Annotated in this window: 21 protein-coding genes; 8 read left to right on the top strand and 13 right to left on the bottom strand. The window is 40.2% G+C overall.

The annotated features are described in order from the left end of the window. Positions 1–5 precede the first annotated feature (5 nt). The 11 genes from ptsP to PYW30_RS00260 all read right to left on the bottom strand — a co-directional run bounded on the left by ptsP (position 6) and on the right by PYW30_RS00260 (position 12,386). Entirely contained in the window at positions 6–1,733 is a 1,728-nt protein-coding gene (gene ptsP / locus PYW30_RS00310; protein WP_042218109.1) for a phosphoenolpyruvate--protein phosphotransferase, read from the bottom strand. Next, positions 1,733–1,999 (bottom strand): phosphocarrier protein HPr, encoded by a 267-nt coding sequence (locus PYW30_RS00305; protein WP_003133620.1) that lies wholly within the window; start codon positions 1,997–1,999, stop codon positions 1,733–1,735. The genes ptsP and PYW30_RS00305 overlap by 1 nt, the downstream gene beginning before the upstream one ends. Before the next feature lie 156 nt (positions 2,000–2,155). Next, on the bottom strand, positions 2,156–3,184 hold the full coding sequence (locus PYW30_RS00300; RefSeq protein WP_003133619.1) for a 3-deoxy-7-phosphoheptulonate synthase: 1,029 nt from the start codon (positions 3,182–3,184) through the stop codon (positions 2,156–2,158). Between the two features lie 99 nt (positions 3,185–3,283). Next, positions 3,284–5,857 carry a preprotein translocase subunit SecA gene (gene secA, locus PYW30_RS00295; protein WP_003133618.1) on the bottom strand — a complete coding sequence of 858 codons (2,574 nt, stop codon included), beginning with the start codon at positions 5,855–5,857 and terminating at the stop codon, positions 3,284–3,286. Between the two features lie 100 nt (positions 5,858–5,957). Next, positions 5,958–6,578, bottom strand: coding sequence for a lysophospholipid acyltransferase family protein (locus PYW30_RS00290; RefSeq protein WP_019291927.1), 621 nt, complete (start codon positions 6,576–6,578; stop codon positions 5,958–5,960). A 116-nt stretch (positions 6,579–6,694) separates the two neighbouring features. Continuing rightward, positions 6,695–7,312: an HAD family hydrolase gene (locus tag PYW30_RS00285; RefSeq protein WP_042218113.1), complete on the bottom strand. Its 618-nt coding sequence runs from the start codon at positions 7,310–7,312 to the stop codon at positions 6,695–6,697. Positions 7,313–7,329: 17 nt separating this feature from the next. After that, complete coding sequence (gene dtd / locus PYW30_RS00280; RefSeq protein ID WP_014024118.1) at positions 7,330–7,779, bottom strand: D-aminoacyl-tRNA deacylase; 450 nt, start codon at positions 7,777–7,779, stop codon at positions 7,330–7,332. Positions 7,780–7,834: 55 nt separating this feature from the next. Beyond that, positions 7,835–10,060 carry a RelA/SpoT family protein gene (locus PYW30_RS00275; RefSeq protein ID WP_003133614.1) on the bottom strand — a complete coding sequence of 742 codons (2,226 nt, stop codon included), beginning with the start codon at positions 10,058–10,060 and terminating at the stop codon, positions 7,835–7,837. Between the two features lie 124 nt (positions 10,061–10,184). Beyond that, positions 10,185–10,940, bottom strand: a complete 756-nt coding sequence (locus tag PYW30_RS00270; protein ID WP_042218115.1) for a 16S rRNA (uracil(1498)-N(3))-methyltransferase — start codon at positions 10,938–10,940, stop codon at positions 10,185–10,187. A 2-nt stretch (positions 10,941–10,942) separates the two neighbouring features. Then, a complete protein-coding gene (gene prmA, locus PYW30_RS00265) occupies positions 10,943–11,896 on the bottom strand; it encodes a 50S ribosomal protein L11 methyltransferase (protein WP_042218117.1) in 954 nt (317 codons plus the stop codon). Positions 11,897–11,921: 25 nt separating this feature from the next. Further along, on the bottom strand, positions 11,922–12,386 hold the full coding sequence (locus tag PYW30_RS00260) for a DUF3013 family protein (RefSeq protein WP_042218119.1): 465 nt from the start codon (positions 12,384–12,386) through the stop codon (positions 11,922–11,924). A gap of 136 nt (positions 12,387–12,522) precedes the next feature. On the opposite strand from PYW30_RS00260, the gene PYW30_RS00255 reads away from it, so the two are divergent. Together PYW30_RS00255 and PYW30_RS00250 are read left to right on the top strand one after the other, a co-directional pair. Next, positions 12,523–12,996 carry a GNAT family N-acetyltransferase gene (locus tag PYW30_RS00255; RefSeq protein ID WP_014024114.1) on the top strand — a complete coding sequence of 158 codons (474 nt, stop codon included), beginning with the start codon at positions 12,523–12,525 and terminating at the stop codon, positions 12,994–12,996. A 22-nt stretch (positions 12,997–13,018) separates the two neighbouring features. Further along, positions 13,019–14,287: a replication-associated recombination protein A gene (locus PYW30_RS00250; RefSeq protein WP_042218121.1), complete on the top strand. Its 1,269-nt coding sequence runs from the start codon at positions 13,019–13,021 to the stop codon at positions 14,285–14,287. A 12-nt stretch (positions 14,288–14,299) separates the two neighbouring features. Here PYW30_RS00250 and PYW30_RS00245 read toward each other — a convergent pair whose 3' ends face one another. Then, a complete protein-coding gene (locus PYW30_RS00245) occupies positions 14,300–16,093 on the bottom strand; it encodes a heavy metal translocating P-type ATPase (protein ID WP_042218124.1) in 1,794 nt (597 codons plus the stop codon). A 374-nt stretch (positions 16,094–16,467) separates the two neighbouring features. Between PYW30_RS00245 and rpmF the strand changes: the two genes are divergently transcribed. Both rpmF and rpmG read left to right on the top strand, forming a co-directional pair. Next, positions 16,468–16,641 (top strand): 50S ribosomal protein L32, encoded by a 174-nt coding sequence (gene rpmF / locus PYW30_RS00240; RefSeq protein ID WP_003135292.1) that lies wholly within the window; start codon positions 16,468–16,470, stop codon positions 16,639–16,641. 30 nt (positions 16,642–16,671) lie between these two features. Further along, positions 16,672–16,821: a 50S ribosomal protein L33 gene (rpmG, locus tag PYW30_RS00235; RefSeq protein ID WP_003135293.1), complete on the top strand. Its 150-nt coding sequence runs from the start codon at positions 16,672–16,674 to the stop codon at positions 16,819–16,821. A 145-nt stretch (positions 16,822–16,966) separates the two neighbouring features. Here rpmG and PYW30_RS00230 read toward each other — a convergent pair whose 3' ends face one another. Further along, a complete protein-coding gene (locus tag PYW30_RS00230; RefSeq protein ID WP_042218127.1) occupies positions 16,967–18,187 on the bottom strand; it encodes an MFS transporter in 1,221 nt (406 codons plus the stop codon). Positions 18,188–18,422: 235 nt separating this feature from the next. Between PYW30_RS00230 and PYW30_RS00225 the strand changes: the two genes are divergently transcribed. From PYW30_RS00225 to PYW30_RS00210, 4 genes are all read left to right on the top strand, one after another. Continuing rightward, positions 18,423–19,316 (top strand): choloylglycine hydrolase family protein, encoded by an 894-nt coding sequence (locus tag PYW30_RS00225; protein ID WP_042218129.1) that lies wholly within the window; start codon positions 18,423–18,425, stop codon positions 19,314–19,316. 239 nt (positions 19,317–19,555) lie between these two features. Beyond that, positions 19,556–20,086 carry a TetR/AcrR family transcriptional regulator gene (locus PYW30_RS00220; protein ID WP_003133604.1) on the top strand — a complete coding sequence of 177 codons (531 nt, stop codon included), beginning with the start codon at positions 19,556–19,558 and terminating at the stop codon, positions 20,084–20,086. A gap of 46 nt (positions 20,087–20,132) precedes the next feature. Next, the gene (locus tag PYW30_RS00215) at positions 20,133–22,829 is read left to right on the top strand and encodes a YhgE/Pip domain-containing protein (RefSeq protein ID WP_042218131.1); all 2,697 of its coding nucleotides are present in this window, start codon (positions 20,133–20,135) and stop codon (positions 22,827–22,829) included. Positions 22,830–22,930: 101 nt separating this feature from the next. Beyond that, a complete protein-coding gene (locus tag PYW30_RS00210) occupies positions 22,931–23,668 on the top strand; it encodes a MerR family transcriptional regulator (RefSeq protein WP_042218134.1) in 738 nt (245 codons plus the stop codon). Positions 23,669–23,776: the final 108 nt, after the last annotated feature.

Here is a 23,776-nt window from a genome sequence, read left to right as displayed (position 1 = left end):
TTTTCTTATTTTGTATATTCTTCAACGAGTGCGACAACTTCTTCCATTGTTGCACATTCAGTAAGAGCTTTGTTTGAAAGTTCTTCCATCTTAGTTGAGTCCAAACGTTTCATCAATGAACGTGTTTGGAGAACAGATGTTGCTGACATTGAGAATTCATCAAGTCCGATACCCATGAGAAGTGGAACAGCAGTTTGATCGCCGGCCATTTCACCACACATACCAGCCCATTTGCCTTCTGCATGCGCTGCTTTAACAACATTGTTGATAAGGCGAAGGATAGATGGGTTGTAAGGTTGGTAGAGGTATGAAACTTGTTCATTCATACGGTCTGCAGCCATTGTGTATTGGATCAAATCGTTTGTACCGATTGAGAAGAAATCAACTTCCTTCGCAAATTGGTCAGCCAACATTGCTGCTGCTGGGATTTCGATCATGATACCTACTTCGATACCTTCAGCTACTGGAACGCCTTCGGCGATCAATTTAGCTTTTTCTTCGTCGTAGATTTTCTTAGCTGCACGGAATTCTGTAACCAATGCAACCATTGGGAACATGATACGGAGTGTCCCGTGAACTGATGCACGGAGAAGTGCACGAAGTTGTGTACGGAACATTGCATTACCACTATTAGAAAGTGAGATACGCAAAGCACGCCAACCCAAGAATGGGTTCATTTCTTCTGGCAAGTCAAAGTATGGCAATGTTTTATCACCACCGATGTCCATTGTACGAACAACGACTGGTTTACCATTCATGCCTTCAAGCACTGCTTTGTAAGCTTCGTACTGATCTTCTTCCGTTGGGAAGTCTTGAGCATCCATATAGAGGAACTCTGTACGGTAAAGACCAACAGCTTCCGCACCATTGTCGTTAACACCTTCAACGTCTTTAGGTGTACCAATGTTTGCAGCTAACTCAAAGTGCTTACCATCAGCTGTTACTGTTTCAGCATCTTTAAGAGCAGCCCATTCAGCTTTTTGTGCCGCATATGCTTCACCAGCTGCATGGAATTCGCTTTGTTGCTCTGGCGTTGGGTCAAGAACAACTTCACCTGTTAAACCTGATACAGCCATAAGTTGGCCTTCAGAAACAAGTTCAGTAATATTGTTTGTACCCAAAACAGCAGGGATTTCAAGCGTACGTGCCATAATCGCTGAGTGAGACGTACGTCCACCAATGTTTGTAACAAAGGCTTTAACGTATTTCTTATCAAGCTGTGCTGTATCTGATGGCGTCAAGTCTTCAGCAACAATGATTACTTCTTCGTTAATCAAAGCTGGGCTTGGCAATTTAACACCAAGAAGGTTTGCCATTACACGTTTTGTAACGTCTTTAATATCAGCAGCACGTTCTTGCATGTAAGCATTGTCTTCCATACCTTCAAAGATAGCAATGAACATATCAGTGATTTCTTTAAGGGCTGCTTCAGCATTAACTTTTTTAGATTCAATAGTAGCTTTAATTTGAGCAGTCATGTCTGGATCTGCAAGAACCATCATGTGTGCGTCAAATACGGCTGCGGCTTCTTCTCCGAGGCTATCTACTGCTTTATCTTTAATGATTTGAAGCTCGCTTTGAGCGGCAGCAAGAGCTGCATCAAGACGAGCTTCTTCATTTTCGATATTCTCAACAGTCACTGTCTCAAATGACAAATCAGGTTGAACAAGCAAGTATGCCTTCGCTACGGCTACACCTGATGATGCAGCGATACCTTTAAGCATAGATGTCATTATTCAGCAAGACCTTCCTTAACCATTGTTTCAGCGATTGTGCTCAATGCGTCATCAGCATCAGCACCTTCAGCAGTGATAGTTACATCAGCGCCTTGACCAACACCGAGTGACATAACACCCATGATTGATTTAAGGTTTACAGATTTACCTTTGTATTCAAGGTTAATTTCTGAAGTGAATTTAGAAGCTGTTTGAACGAGCAATGTAGCTGGACGTGCGTGGATACCAGTTTCTGCAACGATGTGGAATTCTTTAGATGCCATTTTTGGAATCTCCTTATTTCAATTTTTATTCGATAATGCCTTTTTGTTCAGCATATCTATACTTTAACATTATACTACAAAGTGAAAAGGTTTGCAATCATTTTTTCATTAAATTATCTTCATCATTCCGGCTTTTTTATTTAGCAGCTGAAATTTTTATATTTCTGCCTGATAAATCTCCTGAATCAAGGCCTCTGTTTTCTCCCAGCCAAGACAAGCATCAGTGATTGATTTTCCAAAAACTTCAGGTCGGTCTTGACGTCCATCTTCTAAATACGACTCAATCATAAAACCTCGTACATAACGGCGAATTTTTTCATCCCAATCACGATTGACTAAAGTTTGTCGTACAATTCGAATTTGCTCCATATATTTTTTCCCAGAGTTATCGTGATTGGCATCCACGATGATAAAGGGATTCTTCAGACCCATTTTTTCATAATTTTCAATAACTTCCTGCAAGTTATCCGTATAGTAATTGGGAAGATTTTTGCCATGCTCATCCTGTCCACCTCGTAAAATGGCATGGGCTAAAGGATTTCCTTCAGTTTGCACTTCTGCACGCCCAAAGAGAAAGTCTTGTTCTTGCTGAGCCGCGTAAATACCATTTAGCATAACTTTGATATTGCCAGAAGTTGGATTTTTCATCCCCGTTGGCGCGTCGATACCCGAGGCCACGAAGCGATGCTGCTGATTTTCCACTGAGCGGGCGCCAACTGCGTAATAAGAAACTAAATCATCTACTAAAGGCAAGTTTTCCGGGTACAGCATTTCATCAGCAGTGGTCAATCCAGTTTGTGTAATGACTTTATAGTGAAGGTCACGTACCATACGAATACCATTGATAAGATCAGCTCCACCTGATGCATCTGGCTGATGAATGATTCCTTTATACCCTTCCCCGTTTGTTCGTGGTTTCGCTGTATAAACACGCATTACCATGAAAATCTTGTCTTTTACTTTTTCTTGGAGTTTAGCCAAACGATGCGCATACTCCAAAACAGCTTCTTCATTGTCCGAGGAACATGGACCAATAATTAGCAAAAGTCGGGAATCTTCCCCTTTGATAATTGCTTCTAATTCTCTGTCTCTTGCTTCTTTTCGCTGATATTGTGCGCTATCAAGGTGGCCCAGCATTTTGACTGCATCAATATTTATCTCTGGGCTTATTATTTTGAAAGACATCTTTCTCCTTTCAATTTATTGATATCTTTTGTATTTATCAACTTAGAAAAATGAAACACCCTAACTTAGGGTGTTTCGTCTATTTTATCACTTTTTTATCTAAGCGGTGTGAACGCGGCCATGACAGTTCTTATATTTTTTACCTGAACCACATGGACACATATCATTACGGCCAACTTTACTGAAATCAATACCTTCTGCAGAAGATTGACCCACATTTGTCAAGTTTTCTTGTGAAGCCGTTACAGTTACACGCGGCGCTTGTTCTTGAACTGCGGTTTGCGGATGAATCTGAGCTTTCATCATCAAACGCGTCACTTCAAACTCAATAGCTCCAATCATGTTATTAAACATTTTGTGTGATTCTTCTTGGTATTCAACTATCGGATTGTTTTGTGCATAACCACGTAAGCCTACAGACTGACGCATTTGATCCAGATGATCGATATGCTCAGACCAATTGTTGTCTACTACACGAAGGATAACAGCACGTTGGAAGTCAATCTGACGCTCTTCATCGCCCAAGCGTTCCATTTGTGTTGCATAATGTTCTTTGACTTTTTCAAAAAGAAAATCTTTAATTTCTTGTGGGCTTTTACCACGAAGATCCTCAATGCTAAAGACATCCGCTGAAAGCATTGTGTTTTCAACAGTTTCATAAAGATTGAGCAGATTTGCTTCTTCCTGAAGATCACCTGTTGCTGCGTGACCGTCAACTTGGCGATCAATTGTACGCTTAAACATACCGTACAGAGCAGGTGTCATATCTTCAGTCGCTACAATCACTTCATGGCGTTGTGCATAAATAACTTCACGTTGCTCACGAATCACATCATCATATTGCAAGACTTGTTTACGTGAATCGTAGTTATTTCCTTCGACACGTTTCTGTGACCCTTCGATTTGTCGTGTGATCAAGCCCGATTTGATGACGGCATCATCACCACTGATACGCATACGATCAAGGAAGGCAGAAACACGTTCAGAACCAAAACGTTTCATCAAGTCATCTTCAAGTGAAAGATAAAATTGAGAGACACCAGCGTCCCCTTGACGCCCAGAGCGTCCACGGAGCTGGTTATCGATACGACGACTTTCATGACGTTCCGTACCGATTACCGCGAGACCTTGGTATTCTGGATTTGGGTGTTCTTTAACACCAGGGCCAAGCTTAATGTCGGTACCACGCCCCGCCATATTGGTCGCAATGGTTACTGCGCCTTGTTGACCGGCATTCATAATGATTTGTGCTTCGCGGAAGTGGTTTTTCGCATTCAAAACTTCATGCGGAATTTTAGCTTCGACCAATTTTTTCGAAATGATCTCAGAAGTTTCAACAGCCACAGTACCAATCAAGATAGGTTGTCCTTCAGCATGACGTTTCTTCACGTCATCCAAGACGGCATTCAGTTTTGCTTCAAGTGTTGGATAAAGCAAGTCTGGATGGTCCACACGGCGAATTGGACGGTTCGTTGGAATTGGGATAATTTGAATATTATAGATTTCACGGAATTCTTCTTCTTCCGTTTTCGCTGTACCCGTCATCCCTGACAATTTTTTGTACATACGGAAGTAGTTTTGAATCGTAATTGAAGCCATTGTTTTCGATTCATCTTGAATCGGCACACCTTCTTTGGCTTCAATCGCTTGGTGTAAACCATCAGAATAGCGACGACCAGGCATTGTACGACCTGTAAACTGGTCAATAATCAAGACTTCCTGTTGGTCATCAACCATATAATCAATATCATGAAGCATGATATAGTTGGCACGGAGTGCATTGTCCACAAAGTGAGTCAAGGCAACATTTTCCATGTCATAAAGATTTTCAATATCAAAGAAACGTTCTGCTTTATCTATTCCCTCATCTGTGAGAGAAATAGTTTTAGATTGCAAGTCAATCTTATAGTCATCGCCTTCTTCATAATCTTCACGGCCAACCAAAGTTTTAGCAAACTGATCTGCACGGTAATAAAGCGCAGAAGAGCCTTCTGCTTGACCTGAAATAATCAACGGTGTACGCGCCTCATCAATCAAGATTGAATCGACCTCATCGACAAGCGCATAATTAAGCGGACGCTGTACCATATCTTCAAAACGAGTGACCATGTTGTCACGCAAATAGTCGAAACCAAGCTCAGATGATGTCGAATAAGTGATGTCACAGTTGTATGCTTCACGTTTTTCTTCTGGTGACTTCGAGTTAAGGTTAAGTCCAACAGTCAAACCGAGCCAGTTGTATAATTCACCCATTTCGGTTGCGTCACGTGTTGTCAAGTACTCATTGACGGTTACTACGTGTACACCCTTGCCAGAAATCGCATTTAAATAAACGGGCATGGTAGCTGTCAAAGTTTTACCTTCACCAGTACGCATCTCCGGAACGTCACCATTGTGGAGGACAATCCCCCCCATAATTTGCACGTGGAAAGGAAAAAGACCTAGGACACGTTTTGCTGCTTCACGGCAGACAGCAAAAACTTCGTACAGCATGTCGTCAAGACTCTCACCTGCAGCTGCACGTTCTCTAAATTCTTCTGTTTTGGCTTGTAGTTGCTCATCGGCAAGGGCAGCCATTTCTTCTTCATATGCTTCGACTTTTTGAGCCATTTTATGCAATCTTTTGAGCTCTTTTTTGTCGTTTTCTACTAATTTTTTAATAATATTTGCCATGTATTCTCCGTTTACTATCCAAATAAGGGATATTTCCTTAATTTTAGCATTTTTAAAGGTTTTTTCCAATAGTTACCAAAAAAATATAAATACAACTGTATTATTTAGCAACGTATTTGTAATTTGGATCGATTTCCTTATCGAGTTGAGCAAATGCAGCTTCTAAACGGCGATTTACTTCCTCGATACCTTCAGCGTTTGCCTTTTTAATATCTGAAATATCAATAGGTTCCCCAAAATTCAATTGTACTTTTTCACGCTTAAAAATACCCTTCATGGATAAAGGCCCTTGATAAACAGCAGGAACAATTCGAACTTTAGCCATTTTAGCGATAATCGTAACACCGCCTTTGAGTTCGTTAGAGTGCCGTGAACCTGTTGGAAACATGATGAGAGATTTGTCTGATTTCTTTAGCATCTTTACTGGATACTGAATGACTTCACGTCCGGGATTTTCACGATCGACTGGGAAAGCCCCACATTTTTTAATCCACCACGCAAAGAAAGGATTTTTAAAAAGCTCTTTCTTGGCCATAAAGATAAACTGTTTTGGACGTGTCGCAAAAGCCATGTAAACAGGATCAAGGATCATACGGTGTGGCGCTACCAAGATATAATTCTCAGACTTGTCTGGGATGCGTTCTGTATGGTGGTATGTAGCCTTACCATTAAATATGAAAAGCAAAAAGCGAACTAAACCGCGTAAAAATATATAAAACATAACTGATAGAATACTCCTAAAAATATTTAGCTTTATAAATTTTATACTATTTACTTCAATTTGGCTAGTCAGAAAAGCGAAAAAACTCCCTTGGGAGTTTTTATTTATCGATTTACTTATCCTTCATCAAGTTCTAAGTCGAGAATGGTCTGAGGCTTTTGGAGATGGATTGTTTGGAGCCCAACCTTATGTGCGCCGGCTATATTAGCGGCATTATCATCTATAAACAAAGTTTCCGACGCCTGTAAACCCGAACGCTCCAAAACATCCTCAAACGCTACTGGATCAGGCTTTCTCAAGTGTAAACTATGTGAATAAAATACCTGTTTAAAGTAAGAATCCAAAGTTCTTCCCATTTGTTCTAAGCATCTTTTTTCAAAACATTTGGCATGGATACTGTTAGTGTTTGAAAAGAGAAAAATGTTATATTTTTCCGAAATTTTTTCCAGAAAATCCATCCTCTCTGGAATAAAATCTTTCAAAATAAGATTCCAAGCTTTTTCTATCGCTTCATTCTCCACATCGACTTTTGCTTCTTCTCGAAGACGGTCACAAAATACTTCTGGTGTAATGCGCCCCAACTCTAAAGCTTCGAAAAAGTCCGCCTGCTTTTTCAAGGTGAAATAATCTTCAAACTCCGGAATCCCCAATTTATGGAATTGATGCGCCATTCTTTCAAAATCCAAATCAAGAATCACACCGCCGAGATCAAAAATGATGTTTTTTACTGTCATCGGTTTCCCTCTGCTTTCTATTTTCGTGCATCTTTTGTATCTATGATTATTGTTACTGGTCCATCATTAATTAGGCTGATTTCCATGTCTGCACCAAATTCTCCTGCTTTAGTCGGGACAATCTGGTTAAGCTTTTCATTAAATTTAAGGTACATCGCTTCTGCATAAGCAGGATTCCCAGCATGCGAAAAGCTTGGTCGCGTGCCTTTCCGAATATCTGCATAAAGTGTAAACTGTGAGATAGAAAGTACTTCGCCAGAGTTATCTTGCACAGATAGGTTCATTTTGCCATTTTCATCTGAAAAAATGCGCATTTTACTGATCTTCCGCACGGCATAATCTAAGTCAAAATCTGTATCTGCATCTTCTACTGCAACAAGAAGTAATAGTCCAGATGTGATTTGATTTTTAATTTTATTTTCAATTTTTACTGAAGCTTCTTTAACTCTTTGGATTACTATTTTCATAATTTAATTTTATCAAAAAAACTATCCAAAAGGATAATTTTTTGATGTTTTTATATCAACCATTCGTCCGTTTTACACTATAGACATCTGGTGTCATCTTAATCTTATCAACAATCAAAGTCAAATCAGATAGATTTTTTATTCCAATGGAAAGATGGATATTGGCCATTTTCTTATCCTTTGTTGGATGAGCATTGATTGAAATCAAACTTTTTGTTGTATTAGACAACACTTGGACGATATCATTAAGCAGATTTGGACGATTAAAGGCATACACGTGGATATTTGCGACGTATTCTTTAGTAAGGTGTTGTGAATCATCCCATTCTACATCTATCAGACGTTTTTCATAATCTTCTTGACTGCGGACATTTTTACAGTCTGCACGGTGGATGGAAACCCCTCGACCTTTAGTGATATAGCCGACAATCTTGTCTCCTGGCACAGGGTTACAACATTTGCTGATATGCACCAACATGCTGTCAACGCCAGAAACACTTACACCACCATCATGGCGGATTTTCATGACATTTTTATTTTTGTTTTCGCGTTTTACTTCGCCCTTCATCAGTTGTTCAGATTCAGCTTTTAGCTTTTCTTTCTCAACTTTACGGCGCTCACTTTCTGTCAAACGATTGAATACAGAAGTCGCTGATATTTCACCAAAACCAACGGCAGCAAACAGGGCTTCGCTGTCCCGATAACTTAATTTTTCAAGTACTTCGTCCAGATGCTTTTTATCCAAATATTGGTTCGGTGTGAAACCATTTTCTGCAAGTTCAGTTTGCAGCATTTCACGCCCTTTATGGATAGAGAGTTCCTTATCTTGGCTCTTGAAAAATTGTTTAATCTTATTGCGGGCTTTATTGGTCTTAACAAGCTTAATCCAATCACGACTTGGTCCAAATGACGTTTTGGAAGTAATAATTTCCACTTTATCACCTGTTTTCAGAACATAATTCAGAGGTTGCATCCGCTCGTTGATCTTCGCCCCTGTTGCATGATCTCCGACTTGCGTATGAATCGCATATGCAAAGTCAATCGGACCAGAGCCAGCTGGTAATTCCTGAACTGCTCCTGTTGGTGTAAACACATAAATTTTGTCGCCAAGAATATCTTCCTGAACCGCTTTAACAAATTCTTCTGCGGAATCACCTGATTGCTCTTGAAGTTCCACCAATTCGTTAATCCAGTTCAGTGTTTCCGAAATCTCATGAACGTCAACTTTAGCTTTACGCCCTTGCTTGTAAGCCCAGTGTGCTGCAACCCCGTACTCCGCAATCTGATGCATCTCATGGGTTCTGATTTGGAATTCCATCGGCCCTTTAGGACCGTAAACCGTGGTGTGAACCGACTGGTAACCATTGGCTTTAGGATTAGCAATATAATCCTTGAAGCGCCCGGGCATCGGTTTCCACAAATCATGGATATAACCTAGTGTGGTGTAAACATCGCTTGTCGAATTTGTCAAACAACGAATGGCAATGAGGTCATAAATTTCATCAAAGCGCTTTTTCTTATCGTGCATTTTACGATAAATAGAATAGATATGCTTTGGTCGGCCATAGATTTCAGCATCAACTTGTGCATCTTTCATACGCTCATTTAGTTTTTCAATCACTTCTTCCACTAAATTTTCACGCGCTGCACGTTTTTCATTCATTAAGCCGCGGATACGATAGAACTCTGTTTCATTAAGATAGCGGAAAGAGAGATCTTCAAGTTCCCATTTAATGCTTCCAATACCCAAGCGGTGTGCCAGTGGCGCATAAATCGCCATCGTCTCACTTGAAATCCGTTTTTGTTTATCTGGTCGGAGATTTTTAAGGGTGCGCATATTATGGAGACGGTCGGCAAGCTTGACCAAAATAACGCGAATATCCTTGCTCATGGCCATCAACATCTTGCGGTGATTTTCCGCAAGCTGCTCTTCATGCGATTTGTATTCTACCTTACCAAGCTTCGTTACTCCATCAACAATATTCGCAATCTCTTCACCAAAAAGTTCCACCAAGTCTGACTGTATAAAGTTTGTGTCTTCAACAACATCATGCAAAAAACCTGCCGATACTGTTGCTGCATCAAGCTGTAGTTTTGCTAAAATTCCCGCCACTTGGATGGGATGGATAATGTAAGGTTCTCCGCTTGCACGATACTGCTCAGCATGAGCTATTGAGGCACACTGCAAAGCTTTACGCACCAGCAAGATATCTTTTTCATTCATGTATGCGGAGGCAAGTTTAACCACTTGATCTCCGGTAAGATTTGGTTCTGAGGGCATGTTTTATTTCCTGTGAAGTAGCTCCACTTTCCTCCTTGATATATTTTTACTATTCTAACACATTTCTGCCTATTAATTTACGCTTTTAGTCCTTAAATCGCGAGTTTTCGTTTCTTTGTTCGGTTTATTTCAATAAATCAAAGTAAGTTGAAAAGGCCGCCAAGGCATAGAGCGGCGCTGTCTCAGCACGCATAATACGCGGTCCGAGCCCGATACTCTGGGCACCTGCTTGCTCAAATAGCGTAATCTCTTCCGGCGCAATACCACCTTCTGGTCCAAAAAGCAGTAAAACTTTTTGACCCGCTTTTAAACTCGCCATACTTTGAGCCAGTTTCTCTTGCTCTCCTGCTTTAGCAGATTCTTCATAAGCAATTAACACTTGATCAAATTGAGAAAATGTAGCAACTAGTTCAGACAGCTTTTCAAAAAAACGGATTTCTGGCAATATTTGACGGCGAGATTGTTCAGCAGCCCCTAAAACAATTTTATCTAATTTTTCCTTCTTTTTAGCAAGCTTCTTGTTGTCCCATTTGGCCACAGACCATTTGAAGGGTGCGGCCCAGATTGAACTTGCACCAAGTTCCGTTGCCTTCTCACTGATAAATTCTAATTTATCGCCTTTAGGGAATCCAAGTGCTACAGTAATATGAACGGGAAGCTCCATTTGTACATCCAGCATCTCTAATAAACGTACAGTGCGTTGCTCGCTAGAGACAACCTCGGCAAGGCCCACTTGCCCCTCTTCAAAAACCAGCTGTAGCTTCTGCCCCACACTCGTCCGCATGACTGTAAAAATGTGATGCACAGCTGCCTTATCGTCAACGGTAAAGACTTCACCAATTTCTGGTTGCTTTTTGAACACAAAATATTGATTTGCCATACTTAACCGCCAATTACCCCTTCACGGTTTTCTGTCTTTTTGAAAATCACACAGTTCCATTCCCCTTGAGTCATACGCGTTTCAAGGAAGAAACCAGCATTTTCTGCTGACGCAATGACTTTATCTGCCTTGTCAGCGATAATGCCACTCATAATCAAATAACCTTCGTCTTTGACCAGACGGTAAGCATCGTCAGTCATAAGTACAAGAATATCTGCCAAGATATTTGCAACGATCACTTCTGCTTGTTGCTCGATACCTTCCAATAAATTATTGGCTGAGATGGAAATTTTATCCGTATTTGGGTTAAGCTCAATATTTTCACGTGCTACACGCACAGCAACTTCATCAATATCATAAGCATGAATTTCACTTGCACCAAGATAAGCGCTAGCTACAGAGAGCACCCCAGAGCCTGTGCCAACATCCAAGACCGTTTCGCCCCCGCGAATGATTTGTTCCAAGGCATAAAGGCTCATTTTTGTTGTTGGGTGCGTGCCTGTACCAAAAGCCATCCCTGGATCGAGGCGAATCAGCTTTTCAGCTGAAGATTGAGGAGTATAATCTGTCCAACTTGGGACAATCGTCAAATCGTGAGTAATGCGTGCTGGTTCAAAATATTTTTTCCAAGCATCTGCCCAATCTTGTTCCGCAAGATTATTTGTACGTACTTCAACGTTGGTCACGTCAAAACTTGCTGCTAAAGCATGTATCTTTTGTTCAATGTCTGACTTAAGCTCAGTAATCGGCATGTTTTCCGGATAATAAGCAGTTACTTCCACCATTTCTGACTGTTCTACCTGAGGAAGCACTTCTCCGAAAAGGTCCTTGTGATGAAGATAGTCTGCACTGTCCTTAATTTCAACCCCTGCTGAGCCTGCTTCAACTAAGATATTACTGATAGCTTCTTCAGCTGCACGAATGATGCGCACAGTGATACTGTTCCAATTGTTCATATTATTGTCTATCCTCTTCCTTACATTAATAACGGGGGTACTTGAAAAAAGTTGTTTCTTCAAGATTTTCCAAACCTTTTTCAAATTTTTCTTGATCAAATTCAAGCATAAATTCTTCTTCATCGGAATTTAAGAAATCTATCAAAGCATCTAAGCCTTCATCCGCTGTGTCTTGTAAGAAAGCAACAAAGTAAGCAATATATTCACGAGACAATCCTTGGTCTGAATAAGCCACACCTGCTAAATATTCTTCTTCTGAAAACTTGGACTTGTTGGGATTATAGAAGATTACAGCATCTTCATAAAGAACATTTTCTTCCGACTCGACGCCATCTGCATCCGAAAGAACAACGCCTTCTGGATTAGCAGCTTCCAAAAGGAAGCTGACTTCAACAGCGAAATTTCTTTTGTCCCAATTTATCTCGAAATCATAACTAAAATTCTTGCTCAATTCTTCATCTAAAATATCTAAAAAACCGTACTTTGCCATTTTCTACCTCTTTTTCTGTTACAAGCCATTTCCTCTCCAATGCTTCGACTTAAAATAGCAATTGGGAGTTTAAACGTCGTAATACTTTTCTGTTATAATTATAACAGAAATAAAAATTATCTCTAGAGAGAAATATATGAAAATCAGACCTATCGAACCCCATGATTTCGCTTATGTGGCTAAAATCGAAAATCAAAACTGGACGTTAAAATCCACACCCTTTATCATCAACAGCTCTGCGGAAAAAATAATGAAAAAAGTATTGCAGGGAACACGTTATCTTCTTGCGGAAGAAGAAGGTGTTCTTTTGGGTGTCTTAGATTATGGGCCCCGCAACAAGTCTGAGTTTGGTTCACATGTGATCACTTTCGGTGTAATGACTGTAAAAGAGGCAAGAGGAAAAGGTGTTGCAACTCAACTTATTCAACACCTTATCCACGAAGCGCGCGCCGAAAAATACGAAAAAATCACCATCAATGTAATGTCAAGTAACCCCACAGCAGTGGCTCTTTACGAGCGTCTCGGCTTTGAACTTGAAGGCCGACTAAAAAAAGAATATTTCATTGATGATCTTTATGTTGACAGCTTGATTTACGCCTATTATCTCTAGGCAGTAAGGAGAATACCTTTATATGACGCATCAAAACTTAGCTCGCCGAATGCGACCGCGTAATATTGACGAGATTATTGGTCAATCTCATCTTGTTGGCCCGAAAAAAATTATTCGCCGGATGGTTGAAACAAAACTTTTAACTTCCATGATTCTTTACGGCCCTCCGGGAATTGGTAAAACTTCCATTGCATCGGCTATTGCTGGCACAATGAAGGCCGCTTTCCGTAGCTTTAATGGGACAACAGACAGCAAGAAAAAATTACAAGAAATTGCAGCTGAGGCGGAATTTTCTGGGCAACTTGTACTTCTCTTGGATGAAATTCACCGTTTAGATAAACCAAAGCAAGATTTTCTGCTGCCTCTCTTAGAAAATGGCCAGATTATCTTAATCGGTGCGACTACGGAAAACCCTTATTTTAGCGTTGTGCCTGCCATCCGAAGTCGCGTGCAGATTTTCGAGTTAAAACCTTTAGAAAGTGATGATTTACAGCGTGCTGTAAACCTTGCTCTTGAAGATAAAGAACGGGGTTTTGACTTCGCGGTTACTCTTGACGATGATGCGCTTTACTTTCTCACCCACTCAACCAACGGGGATTTACGCGCAGTTTACAACGCTTTAGAACTTGCCGTCTTATCTTCCGAAAACCATCATGTCACACTGGAAGATATGGAAAACTCGCTTCAACGTAAAGCACTAAGCTTTGACAAAGATGGCGATGCGCATTATGACCTGCTTAGCGCCCTACAAAAATCAATCCGTGGATCTGATGTAAACGCAAGTTTACACTATGCTGCGCGTCTAATTGAAGGAGGTGACCTTCAAAGTCTTGCCCGAAGGTTGACAGTGATGGCTTATGAAGACATCGGCCTCGCCAACCCAGAAGCCGCTGTTCACACAATGTTAGGTTTACAAGCCGCAGAAAAGTTGGGCTTTCCTGAGGCACGCATACCGCTAGCAAATATCGTTATCGATCTTGCCCTTTCTCCCAAATCCAATGCCGCTTATATGGCTCTGGACGCTGCTATAGAAGATTTAGGAAAATACGGAAATCTTCCTATCCCGTCGCACTTACAAGACGGGCATTATGCGGGAGCTAAGGATCTTGGACGAAGTGAAGGTTACAAGTACCCGCATAACTTCCCAGATCATTGGGTGAAACAAGATTATCTTCCTGATAAACTACGAAAAGCCGATTACTTCCACCCTGATAAGATGGGCAAATACGAATGGGCCTTAAACGAGCGTAAGAAATGGATAGAAAGCCAAAAGAAAAATCGTCAAAACTGACGATTTTTTTTATTACTTATTCTTAAAACCCTTCAAGGCTCTTAAGGCATAAAGAATCGAAACAACATCAATAACCTCTTGGAAAAGAGCACCGATAATTGCTGGGATAAGCCCTGTAGCAGCAATTAACATCAAGATGACACAAATGATGATCCCAATCAAAACCGCTTGTTTCGCAATGGTTAATGTGTCACGACTAATATGAACGGCTTTCGTCACAGAAGACAAATCATTTTTCAGGAGCACGATATCAGCCGCTTCACTAGCGACAGTGTTGTTCCCTGTCCCAATAGAGATACCAACATCCGCAAGCGTTAAAGCTGGGGCATCGTTGACACCGTCACCAACCATAATCGTTGGATGAATTGTTGAAGCTTGGATTTTGGCAAGCTTTTCTTCTGGTAACATACTGCTGTAAACCTCGGTAATCCCGACTTGTGCGGCAATTTTATCAGCAACACGAGCATTATCACCCGTCAACATCGTAATACTCTCAAAACCAGCGTCACGTAAAACTTTAATCACCGCAGGAGCGTTGGCACGCAAAGTGTCGGAGAAGGTTACTGCGCCGATGTATTGGCCGTCCCGTGACACATAAAAAGCTGTCTCAAAGTCCAAACCATCTGGCGCTCCGACAAAGTTGGCACGCCCAATTTTGATCAATTGACCATTGATTTGTCCTGTCACACCTAAACCTGCAACCTCACTGAGACTTTCTAACTCAAGGCCCTGGACATCATGTGATTCCGCATAGCTGGAAACAGCCTTGGCCAAGATATGGTTGGAAGATTTTTCAATGGTGTAAACAATCTTGAGTAACTCTTCTTGTGATACCCCTTCTGCTGGAACAATGGCATCGACTTCAATTTTACCATCGGTAATTGTCCCCGTTTTATCAAAGAAAATTGCCTTTGCTGTTGCGAGTTTCTCAATGATGGTTCCATTTTTAATTAAAAAACCATTTTTTGATGAACGACTCATTCCTGAGACAAAAGCAATGGGTGCAGCCAAAATCAAGGGACAAGGACTTGCGACAACCAAAACTTCTGCAATGCGGACAGGGTCACCAGAGATAAAGTAAGCCACAGCTGCAATGATATAAGCCATAATCGTAAACGGCACAGCGTAACGATCCGCTAAACGTACAAAATTTGCCGGCGTTGCTTCGGCTTGACGCACGAGAGCAACGATTTTTTGAAATTGGGATTCACTTGCTGCGACACTTGTACGGATTTCGATACTGGAGCTGCCATTAATTGCCCCTGAAAGAATCTCATCCCCCTGTTGCAACTCATTCGGTTTAGTTTCACCCGTGATAGAGGATTCATCCAGAATAGCTGCCTCTGAAAGCAGTACCCCATCAATAGGTATAACTTCCATGGGCTTAATCAAGAGATGGGCCCCTATCTCAACATCGTCCAAGTCCATGTCGACCACTTTACCCTCTTGCATGACATGGGCAATATCTGGTGTTTTCTGCAACAAGGCAGACAATTCACGATTGGCACGGCCCGCTGCATAATCCTCAAGCGTTTCGCCTCCAACCAACATCAAAATAATGATTAATGATGCCCAATACTCTCCTACCAATAACGTTGCGATAATAGCAGTGATGGCGAGTAAGTCAACACCATAATTTCCTTTACGTAGCGTTTTAATCATTTCAATAAACATTGAAAGTGCCAAAATACCACCTGCAACAGTGATGATAAATCGTGCTACCAAAGGTGCATTAAAAGCAAACTGAGCCAAAAGAGACGCAACTGCTATGAAAAATACTAAAACAAGTTTTTGCCAGTTTTTCATGTTTTCTCCTTATAAAATAAATTTCCTGAAACTTTGCCCTGTTTGACTCAAAATAGTTTTCATCGAACACTGATTTGCCCGTGATAGAAAAATAATCCTTGTCGCACTTTGATTCCGAAGAACTGAGCTTTTATTTTATAAGTTACAACATCCTTAACTATATATTAGCAAAAAACAAGGAATATTCCTAATCGGACAACTGTCAAAAGTCTTTGTCATTCCACCTCTAGAACTTCTTCACCTCTTAGACATTTTTAAAAAACGTCAAGTAAAAATACTTTACAATGCTTGCTTTTTGAAAAAGATTAGTGTATTATAGTAAAGTACGTTTTTGGGCTTATCCAAAACGAAAAAATCTACGGAGGAATCAAACCATGGCAGTACCTGCACGTCACACTTCTAAATCTAAGAAAAACAAACGTCGTACACACTACAAAATGACAGCTCCAACTGTTACTTTTGACGAAACTACTGGTGACTACCGTCACTCACACCGTGTTTCACTTAAAGGCTACTACAAAGGCCGCCAAGTAAAAGACGCTAAATAAAAACAGTAAAAAAGTCAGAAAGGAACAGTTATGCGCGTAAATATTACACTTGAACACAAAGAATCTGGTGAACGTCTTTACCTTACTCAAAAGAACAAACGTAACAACCCAGACCGTTTGGAATTGAAAAAATACTCTCCAAAACTTCGTAAACACGTTATTTTTAAAGAAGTTAAATAATATTAAACCGCTGTGGCGGTTTTTTTGTTTCCCCAGAATAACCCTTTTAGAACCAATCCGTTACTACTTATTTGCCGAGCTCCACAAATAAAAAAACTTCCCCACATCAAGTGGGCAAGCTTTTCCTATTTTTTATTATTAAAGATTAAAGTGACCAGTAAACACCTGCACGTAAGTTCTTCACCGTGAGCATCGCCAAGAAGCTTAAAATATAGAGTACAGAGATGAAGAGCATAACAGTCATGATAGAATAATGCGCTAAGATAAAGCCAATAACTATTGAAGAGAAGCCTCCAATACAGCGGCCCGTATTCATAATCACGTTATTGGCTGTGGCTCGGACTTCTGGTGGGTATAAGCGAGAAACTACGGCGCCATATCCTGTAAACATCCCATTTGAAAAGTAACCAACGACGGCACCAACTAAAGTCAGTGATGCGAGTGTTGTCGGAATGGTCAAGACATAAACAGCCAAGGATGAAGCGATAAGGAAGAGACCAAAAGCTACTTTCGGACCAAGTTTATCCAAAATTTGACCAAAGGTCAGCATACCTAGAGACATCCCGATAATGGTCGCAATCATCCATGAGGATGAACCAGCTACTGTTAAGTTCAGTTTTTTCTGCATAATTGTTGGGAGCCAGTTCATCAGGCCAAAGTAACCAGCGATTTGAACGATAGCCATCCACATTAGAACAAGTGTTTGGTGTGTCAATTGACGTGTTTTAAACAAGTCGGAAATTTTTCCCTTGTTTTCGGTTTTTATGGCCTTGAAAGAATCGCTTTCCTTCAGATGCTTTTGAATAAAAACGGTCAAAACTACTGGCACCAACCCGAACAAGAACAAGAAACGCCAACCATAAGTAGGTAAGATGCTCATTGACAAAATTGCTGCACACATGGCACCCACTTGTCCCGCAACGGCGACAATCGAAGAAGTTCGCCCTAGTTTTTTCTTACTGAAATTCTCAGCGAGAATGGTAATTCCGACCCCATATTCACCACCTCCACCAATTCCGGCGATGAAACGTAAGATATAAAGCGATGTAATGCTGTGCGAGAAATAAATCGCACCCGTTGCCAGACCAAAAATGAGGATCGAAAGGGACAACATTTTTACACGTCCAAATTTATCTGCCAGAATCCCAAAAAGAATTCCGCCCAGCAGCATCCCCAAGTTAGTGACTGTAGAAATGGCACCTGCTTCTGTCGTTGTAAGGCCAAATTCACCAATAATTGACGAGAGGGCAAACGAAAGAAACATGATATCCATGTTTTCTAAACCAAATCCCGCAGAAACCAAGGCTCCTACTTTGACTTGATAGGTGCTCACAGCCTTGGGTTGTGCCGATGTGTGTGTTCTCATATTCAATTCCTCCAAATGCCAGATCTCTGCCTGGCTTTATTTGCTTTTAGACAGTTTATCACTTTAAAAATTGTGATTCAAGGCTTAGCCAACCTTATACGAAACTAAATTGCCAAATGTTCGGCTTTTGCTATAATTTATCTTTATTCTAAGAAAACACAAAGAATCCTCTTTGCCCGCCCGCCAATAAGACACTTATCAGAAGCTAGGAAAATTTTTTTGCTAGAATAGAAATATGTGTACAAGTATAAAAATGCATGCTGCTAATGAAAGCATCGTCTTCGCAAGAACAATGGATTGGCATAGCTTTGTCCCCGAAGCTCTCGTTCTGCCGCAAAATTACCAGTGGAAAAGTGTCTATAATAATAGGAATATCTCCAATGTTTATACTATATTAGGAGTGGGCCGAAATATTCCCGATTTGCATGCGGACATCTCAGATGGCGTTAATGATTTTGGACTTTCCGTCCAAAAGCTGACTTTTTCTAACCACTCAGAGTATGCTGAATATCCTCATGAGGGCAAATTACAGCTCGCGCCTTTTGAATTTGTCACTTGGGCTTTAGGGAACTGTCGTTCTGTGGCTGATTTGATAAACCAACTTGAAAGTGTCCAACTCATGAGTGACACCTTTTCGCATTATAAATTTGGCCGAAGTGATTTGCACTTTTCTGCTGTCGATCCAACAGGTCGTATGATTAATATTGAACCACGCAATGGCAGCTTTGAGATTATCGAAAATACAATCGGTGTCGTCACAAATGCTCCTAAATTTGAACGTGAAATCGTCAAATTACAAGATTATATGGACCTTACTGCTCAGCCCTTAGCACCTAACCGTATTTCAACTGGGGATTTTAGCGGAAAGCCTGTTTTTCCTGGAGGCTTCACCCCAACCTCTCGCTTCATCCGTGCCACAATTCTTAAAGAACGTGCAATTCTGCCTGCTGATGAGCAGCAGAATATCAGCGAAATCTGGCATATTTTAAATGCTGTCACTGTGCCCAAGTCTGATGGACGTTCAGATACTTATACTGTTTATCGCAGTGCGGTGGATTTAAATAGCCGTACTTTGTATTTTCAAACTTATGATTCTCTTTCTATTATAAGTTACCCATTTCCTGATTAGTTTAAAACCGCTCCAAGCGGTTTTTTGCTCTTTTTCTTCTATCTATGAACTTCTCCATTTAAAAGACGGGATATGAAATCCCTTTCTCAAAAAAATTTAGAATTTGAACGCAAAATTATAGACGCTCCGTCCATTTTGTGCTATAATTGCATATCGTAAACTCAATAAGGGTTGTAATGAGAATCTTTGCTAATTATAGACACGTTGTTCTTTTATATTTTAGTAATAGAGGAGGATTTATGGAAAATAGAAAAGAACGTACAAAATCAAAACTTCGCGACGCAATAACACAACTTTTACAGGAAAAGTCGTTTGACCATATCACAACAACTGAGCTTGTGAAGGTAGCTAAAATTAGCCGCAGCGGCTTTTATACGCATTACCAAGACAAGTATGATATGATTGACCAATACCAAAAAACCTTGTTTAATACGATCGAGTATGTTTTTGAAAAAAATAATGGCGATCTTCATAAAACCATGTTAGAAACTTATGAGTTCCTTGATAACAATGAGATTTATGCTGCTTTATTTTCAGAAAATGGCAGTAAAGAAATCCATCAGTTCATGCAAGCCCAACTGAAAAACATTTTGGCACGTTCCATCCTGCCACAAAACCCTAAGCGTGAAAAACTGGATAAATTGGAAAGTATCTACACCACAACTTATTATGCCAATGCCATTTTCGGTTTAACTCAAGCTTGGATTCGTCGCAAACGGAAAGAAACACCAGAACAAATTTCGGAACTGTTGATGGCTCTGATTAGCTGATAACAAAAATTAAAACTGCCTTAGATTTACTAAAAGAGGAGAATATGTGAAACATATAAAAAATACTGGGAAACTATTTATTCTGGATTGGAAGCGTATCTTTAAAAATCCAATAGCAATCTTTTTAGTGGTTGCTTTGATGTTTATTCCATCCTTATATGCTTGGTTTAATATTAAAGCCCTTTGGGATCCTTATGCGAATACTTCACAGCTCCCAATAGCGGTTTATAGTGATGACCGAACAGAGAAATTTCAAGACAAATCGATTAATATCGGTGACGAAGTCCTGAAAAACCTCAAAGAAAACAAACAACTCGGCTGGAAGTTCGTTGACTCTAAACAAGAGTTGGATAAGGGTGTCAAATCTGGTAAATACTACGCAGGTATCTATCTGCCAGAGGATTTCTCTAAAAATTTGCTTAGCTTCACCACCGGGGATATCCAGAAGCCTAAAATCGTTTATTCCATCAATGAAAAAATAAATGCTATTGCCCCAAAAATTACTTCAAAAGGTGCGTCTTCATTACAAAGTCAAATTTCCGAAGAATTTATTAAAACGGCAAGCAGCACATTGCTTAAAACCTTTAATGATATCGGATATGACATTGATAAAAATATGGTCAGCATCCAGAAAATTAAAAACACAATCTTATCTACCAATGATAATTTAGATACTATTGACCAATATACTCAACAAGTCGTGGATTTGCACGGCAAGATGCCTGATTTGAAAGCCAAACTTGCAAAAGCAAATGAGTTTATTGACTACTTGCCTGAGGTTGATGCACTGGGTCAAAAAGTCGTTCAATTGGACGACAGCATGCCAACTGTGAAAAATCAGCTTGCGATTATCATGACCTTGCAAGAAAAAATACCTGAAATTCAAAATGCCGGTAAGCAGATCGCAATGATTGACAATGACTTTGCTTCTGTTGAGCAAACAATGAATGAAGGAATCCAAGAAGCCAAACAAGGCTTAACCATCATCCAACAAGTCCAAACTGCCTTGCCAGACATCCGCAAACTTGGCAACCAAGCCAATGAACTGGCTTCTACCACTTTAGACGGTGCAACACAACTTCAAAATGCTTTGCCAAGTATTACAAAAAGCTTAGATCTTACTCTTCAATCACTTCAAACATTTGCTGATTCGACATCTGCCTTTATCCAATCAATAAAGGCAGTCATAGGAGATAAGACACTAACAACTGACGAAAAGATAGCTGTAATTCAAAACTTCCAAGATAATGTCAAACAACAGAAAAATACTGTTCAATATCTGATTAAATTTATGGAAGATATGCAAACAAGTACAGGAAACAACGACCTTGAGGGAGTGATCACACAACTCAAATCCTTCTCTGAAGAACTCACAAAACTTGATGTACAGCTAGACACTTTGAAATCTGCTGTTCAATCTGGCAAACTTCCAGATATTAATGAAGCTCTAAATGAAGTTGAAGCACTGGCTAATAATGTCTCTTCCCTTATTGGTCAAATAAATGTCCCAGATATAACTGCAAAAGTTCAAAGTGTCCTCACCCAACTCATCGCAACCATCAAAAATGCTCAAGGTCTCTTAACCAAAGCCCAAGCTATTGATTTTGAATCCTTGCTCAGCTCAACAAGTAAGACGGTTTCTAATGCGATTACTTTGCTTGAAAAGTATCAAAAAGAAATGCCTGCGATCAAACAAGAAGTTCACGATGCCAACATTATGCTTAACGGCAACATGAACACGATTGTCAACGCGATTAATAAAGGGGCTTCACTTTATCAAAATGACTTGCCCGTTGTGGAGCAAAAACTTGATAAAGCCGCTGATTTTGTCAAAAATGATTACCCGGGTATTCGTAAAGATTTGACAGAAACTTTAGGGACAGTCAACGAAAAAATGCCTGATCTTGAAAAAGCCTTGAACCAAGCAAATGACCTTATCGTCAATGACTGGCCAGGAATCAAAACAGGCATTCGTAAAGCCGCTGATGCGATTCGCAAAGGTGAAAAAGAAGTCGATTTAGGTGAAATTGTAAAACTTCTAAAACTTGATGCGACGAAAGAAAGTGACTTCCTGACTCAACCTGTTGAGGTTCAAGAAAATGCGATCTACCCTATCGCAAATAACGGTTCAGCCAGTACACCTTTCTACACTGCACTTTGCTTGTGGGTCGGCGCTGTGCTCTTCTCTAGTGTCGCTGTAACTGGCTTCCACTTAGAAGGTAAAGATAAACTGCTCTACTCTAAACGTGAACAATTCTCAGCACGTATGCTTACTTTCATCGTGATGGGACTGGGGCAAGCACTTATCGTTACCCTGGGGAACTATTTCGGTCTTGGTGTAGACGTGCGTAATCCTGTTTATAGTGTCTTGTTTGCCTTACTGATTGCTATAACCTTTATGATTATAGTTTATGTTCTAGTAGCTTTGTTTGGAAATATCGGGAAAGGGATTGCCATTATTATCTTGGTTCTCTCTATTTCCGGTGGGGGCGGTAACTATCCTATTCAAGTCTCTGGTAAATTCTTCCAAGCGATTAACCCTTACTTGCCGTTTACCCATGCGGTCAACCTTTTACGGGAATCTGCTGGTGGTATCTATTGGCCAAATGCTTGGCTTGCCATCATCATCCTCGTAGCCGTTTCTATTGTCTTTTTAGTTGCTGGGCTTATCTTCTTCCCACATCTCGAAAAAACCTCGAAAAAGATTTCAGAAATGACCCAACGAAGTCATATCTTCCACTAATAAAAGCAAAAAAACTCATATTTTTATGAGTTTTTTTATATTTCCCTTGACCTTGACCTAAGGTCAAGATATATAATAGAAGCATCAATGAAAGGAGTCTTATGCAAAATATTAAAGCGATCACGAAAATGACAGGCTTAACATCCAAAACTTTGCGCCATTGGGAAGCTGTTGGGCTTCTGTCCCCCGTGCGAGACCAAAACGATTACCGTTTATATTCTGAACAAGATATTGCTCAAATTTTTTATATCATGAGCTTAAGGAAGTTGGACTTGCCCCTTGATCAAATCAAAAATATCCTGTCAGAAGATCAAGAGGAAAAGGAAACTTTAAGGCAACATTTGACGCGATTAAATGACCAACTTGAGCACCTGGAAAAATTGATTGAGCATCTGTCACACAAGTTAGAAAAAGGAGACTATCGTATGAATGAACAAGAATTTGAACTTCTCAAGAGTACACAACTGAAAGAAAACGAAGATAAATATGGCCTAGAAATTCGTCAAAAATGGGGCAGTGCGCGCATAGATAAATCTTATCAAAAATATGCTCAAGCCGATCAAGCCAAAATCCAACATTGGCAAAACGGCCACGAAAAAATGGTTCAGATGCTCGAAGAAGCTTATGAAACGCAAGACAATCCTCTCGCCCAACAAGCTATTGCCCTCCATAAAGAAATCTTAGAACTCTTTTGGCCCGAAGCAACCATCACTCCGGAAGCACATATCGGTTTAGGACAAATGTATGTTGAGGACCCCCGCTTCCGTAGCAATTACAACAAAAAACATGCCCAACTTCCCGAATATTTCCTAGAAGCTATACAAAATTACTACAAATAAAAGCCCTTTAGACCGAGGGCCTTAAGTTAAAAAGGATAAAAAAATCAGATTTAAACGTGAAATCTGATTTTTTGTTTAAACTTTTTTCTTAACTTAGTGGCCTTGTCC

This window comes from Lactococcus garvieae subsp. garvieae, from assembly GCF_029024465.1.
Taxonomy (GTDB): Bacteria; Bacillota; Bacilli; order Lactobacillales; family Streptococcaceae; genus Lactococcus; species Lactococcus garvieae.
This window is presented reverse-complemented; position numbering and strand designations above follow the sequence as displayed.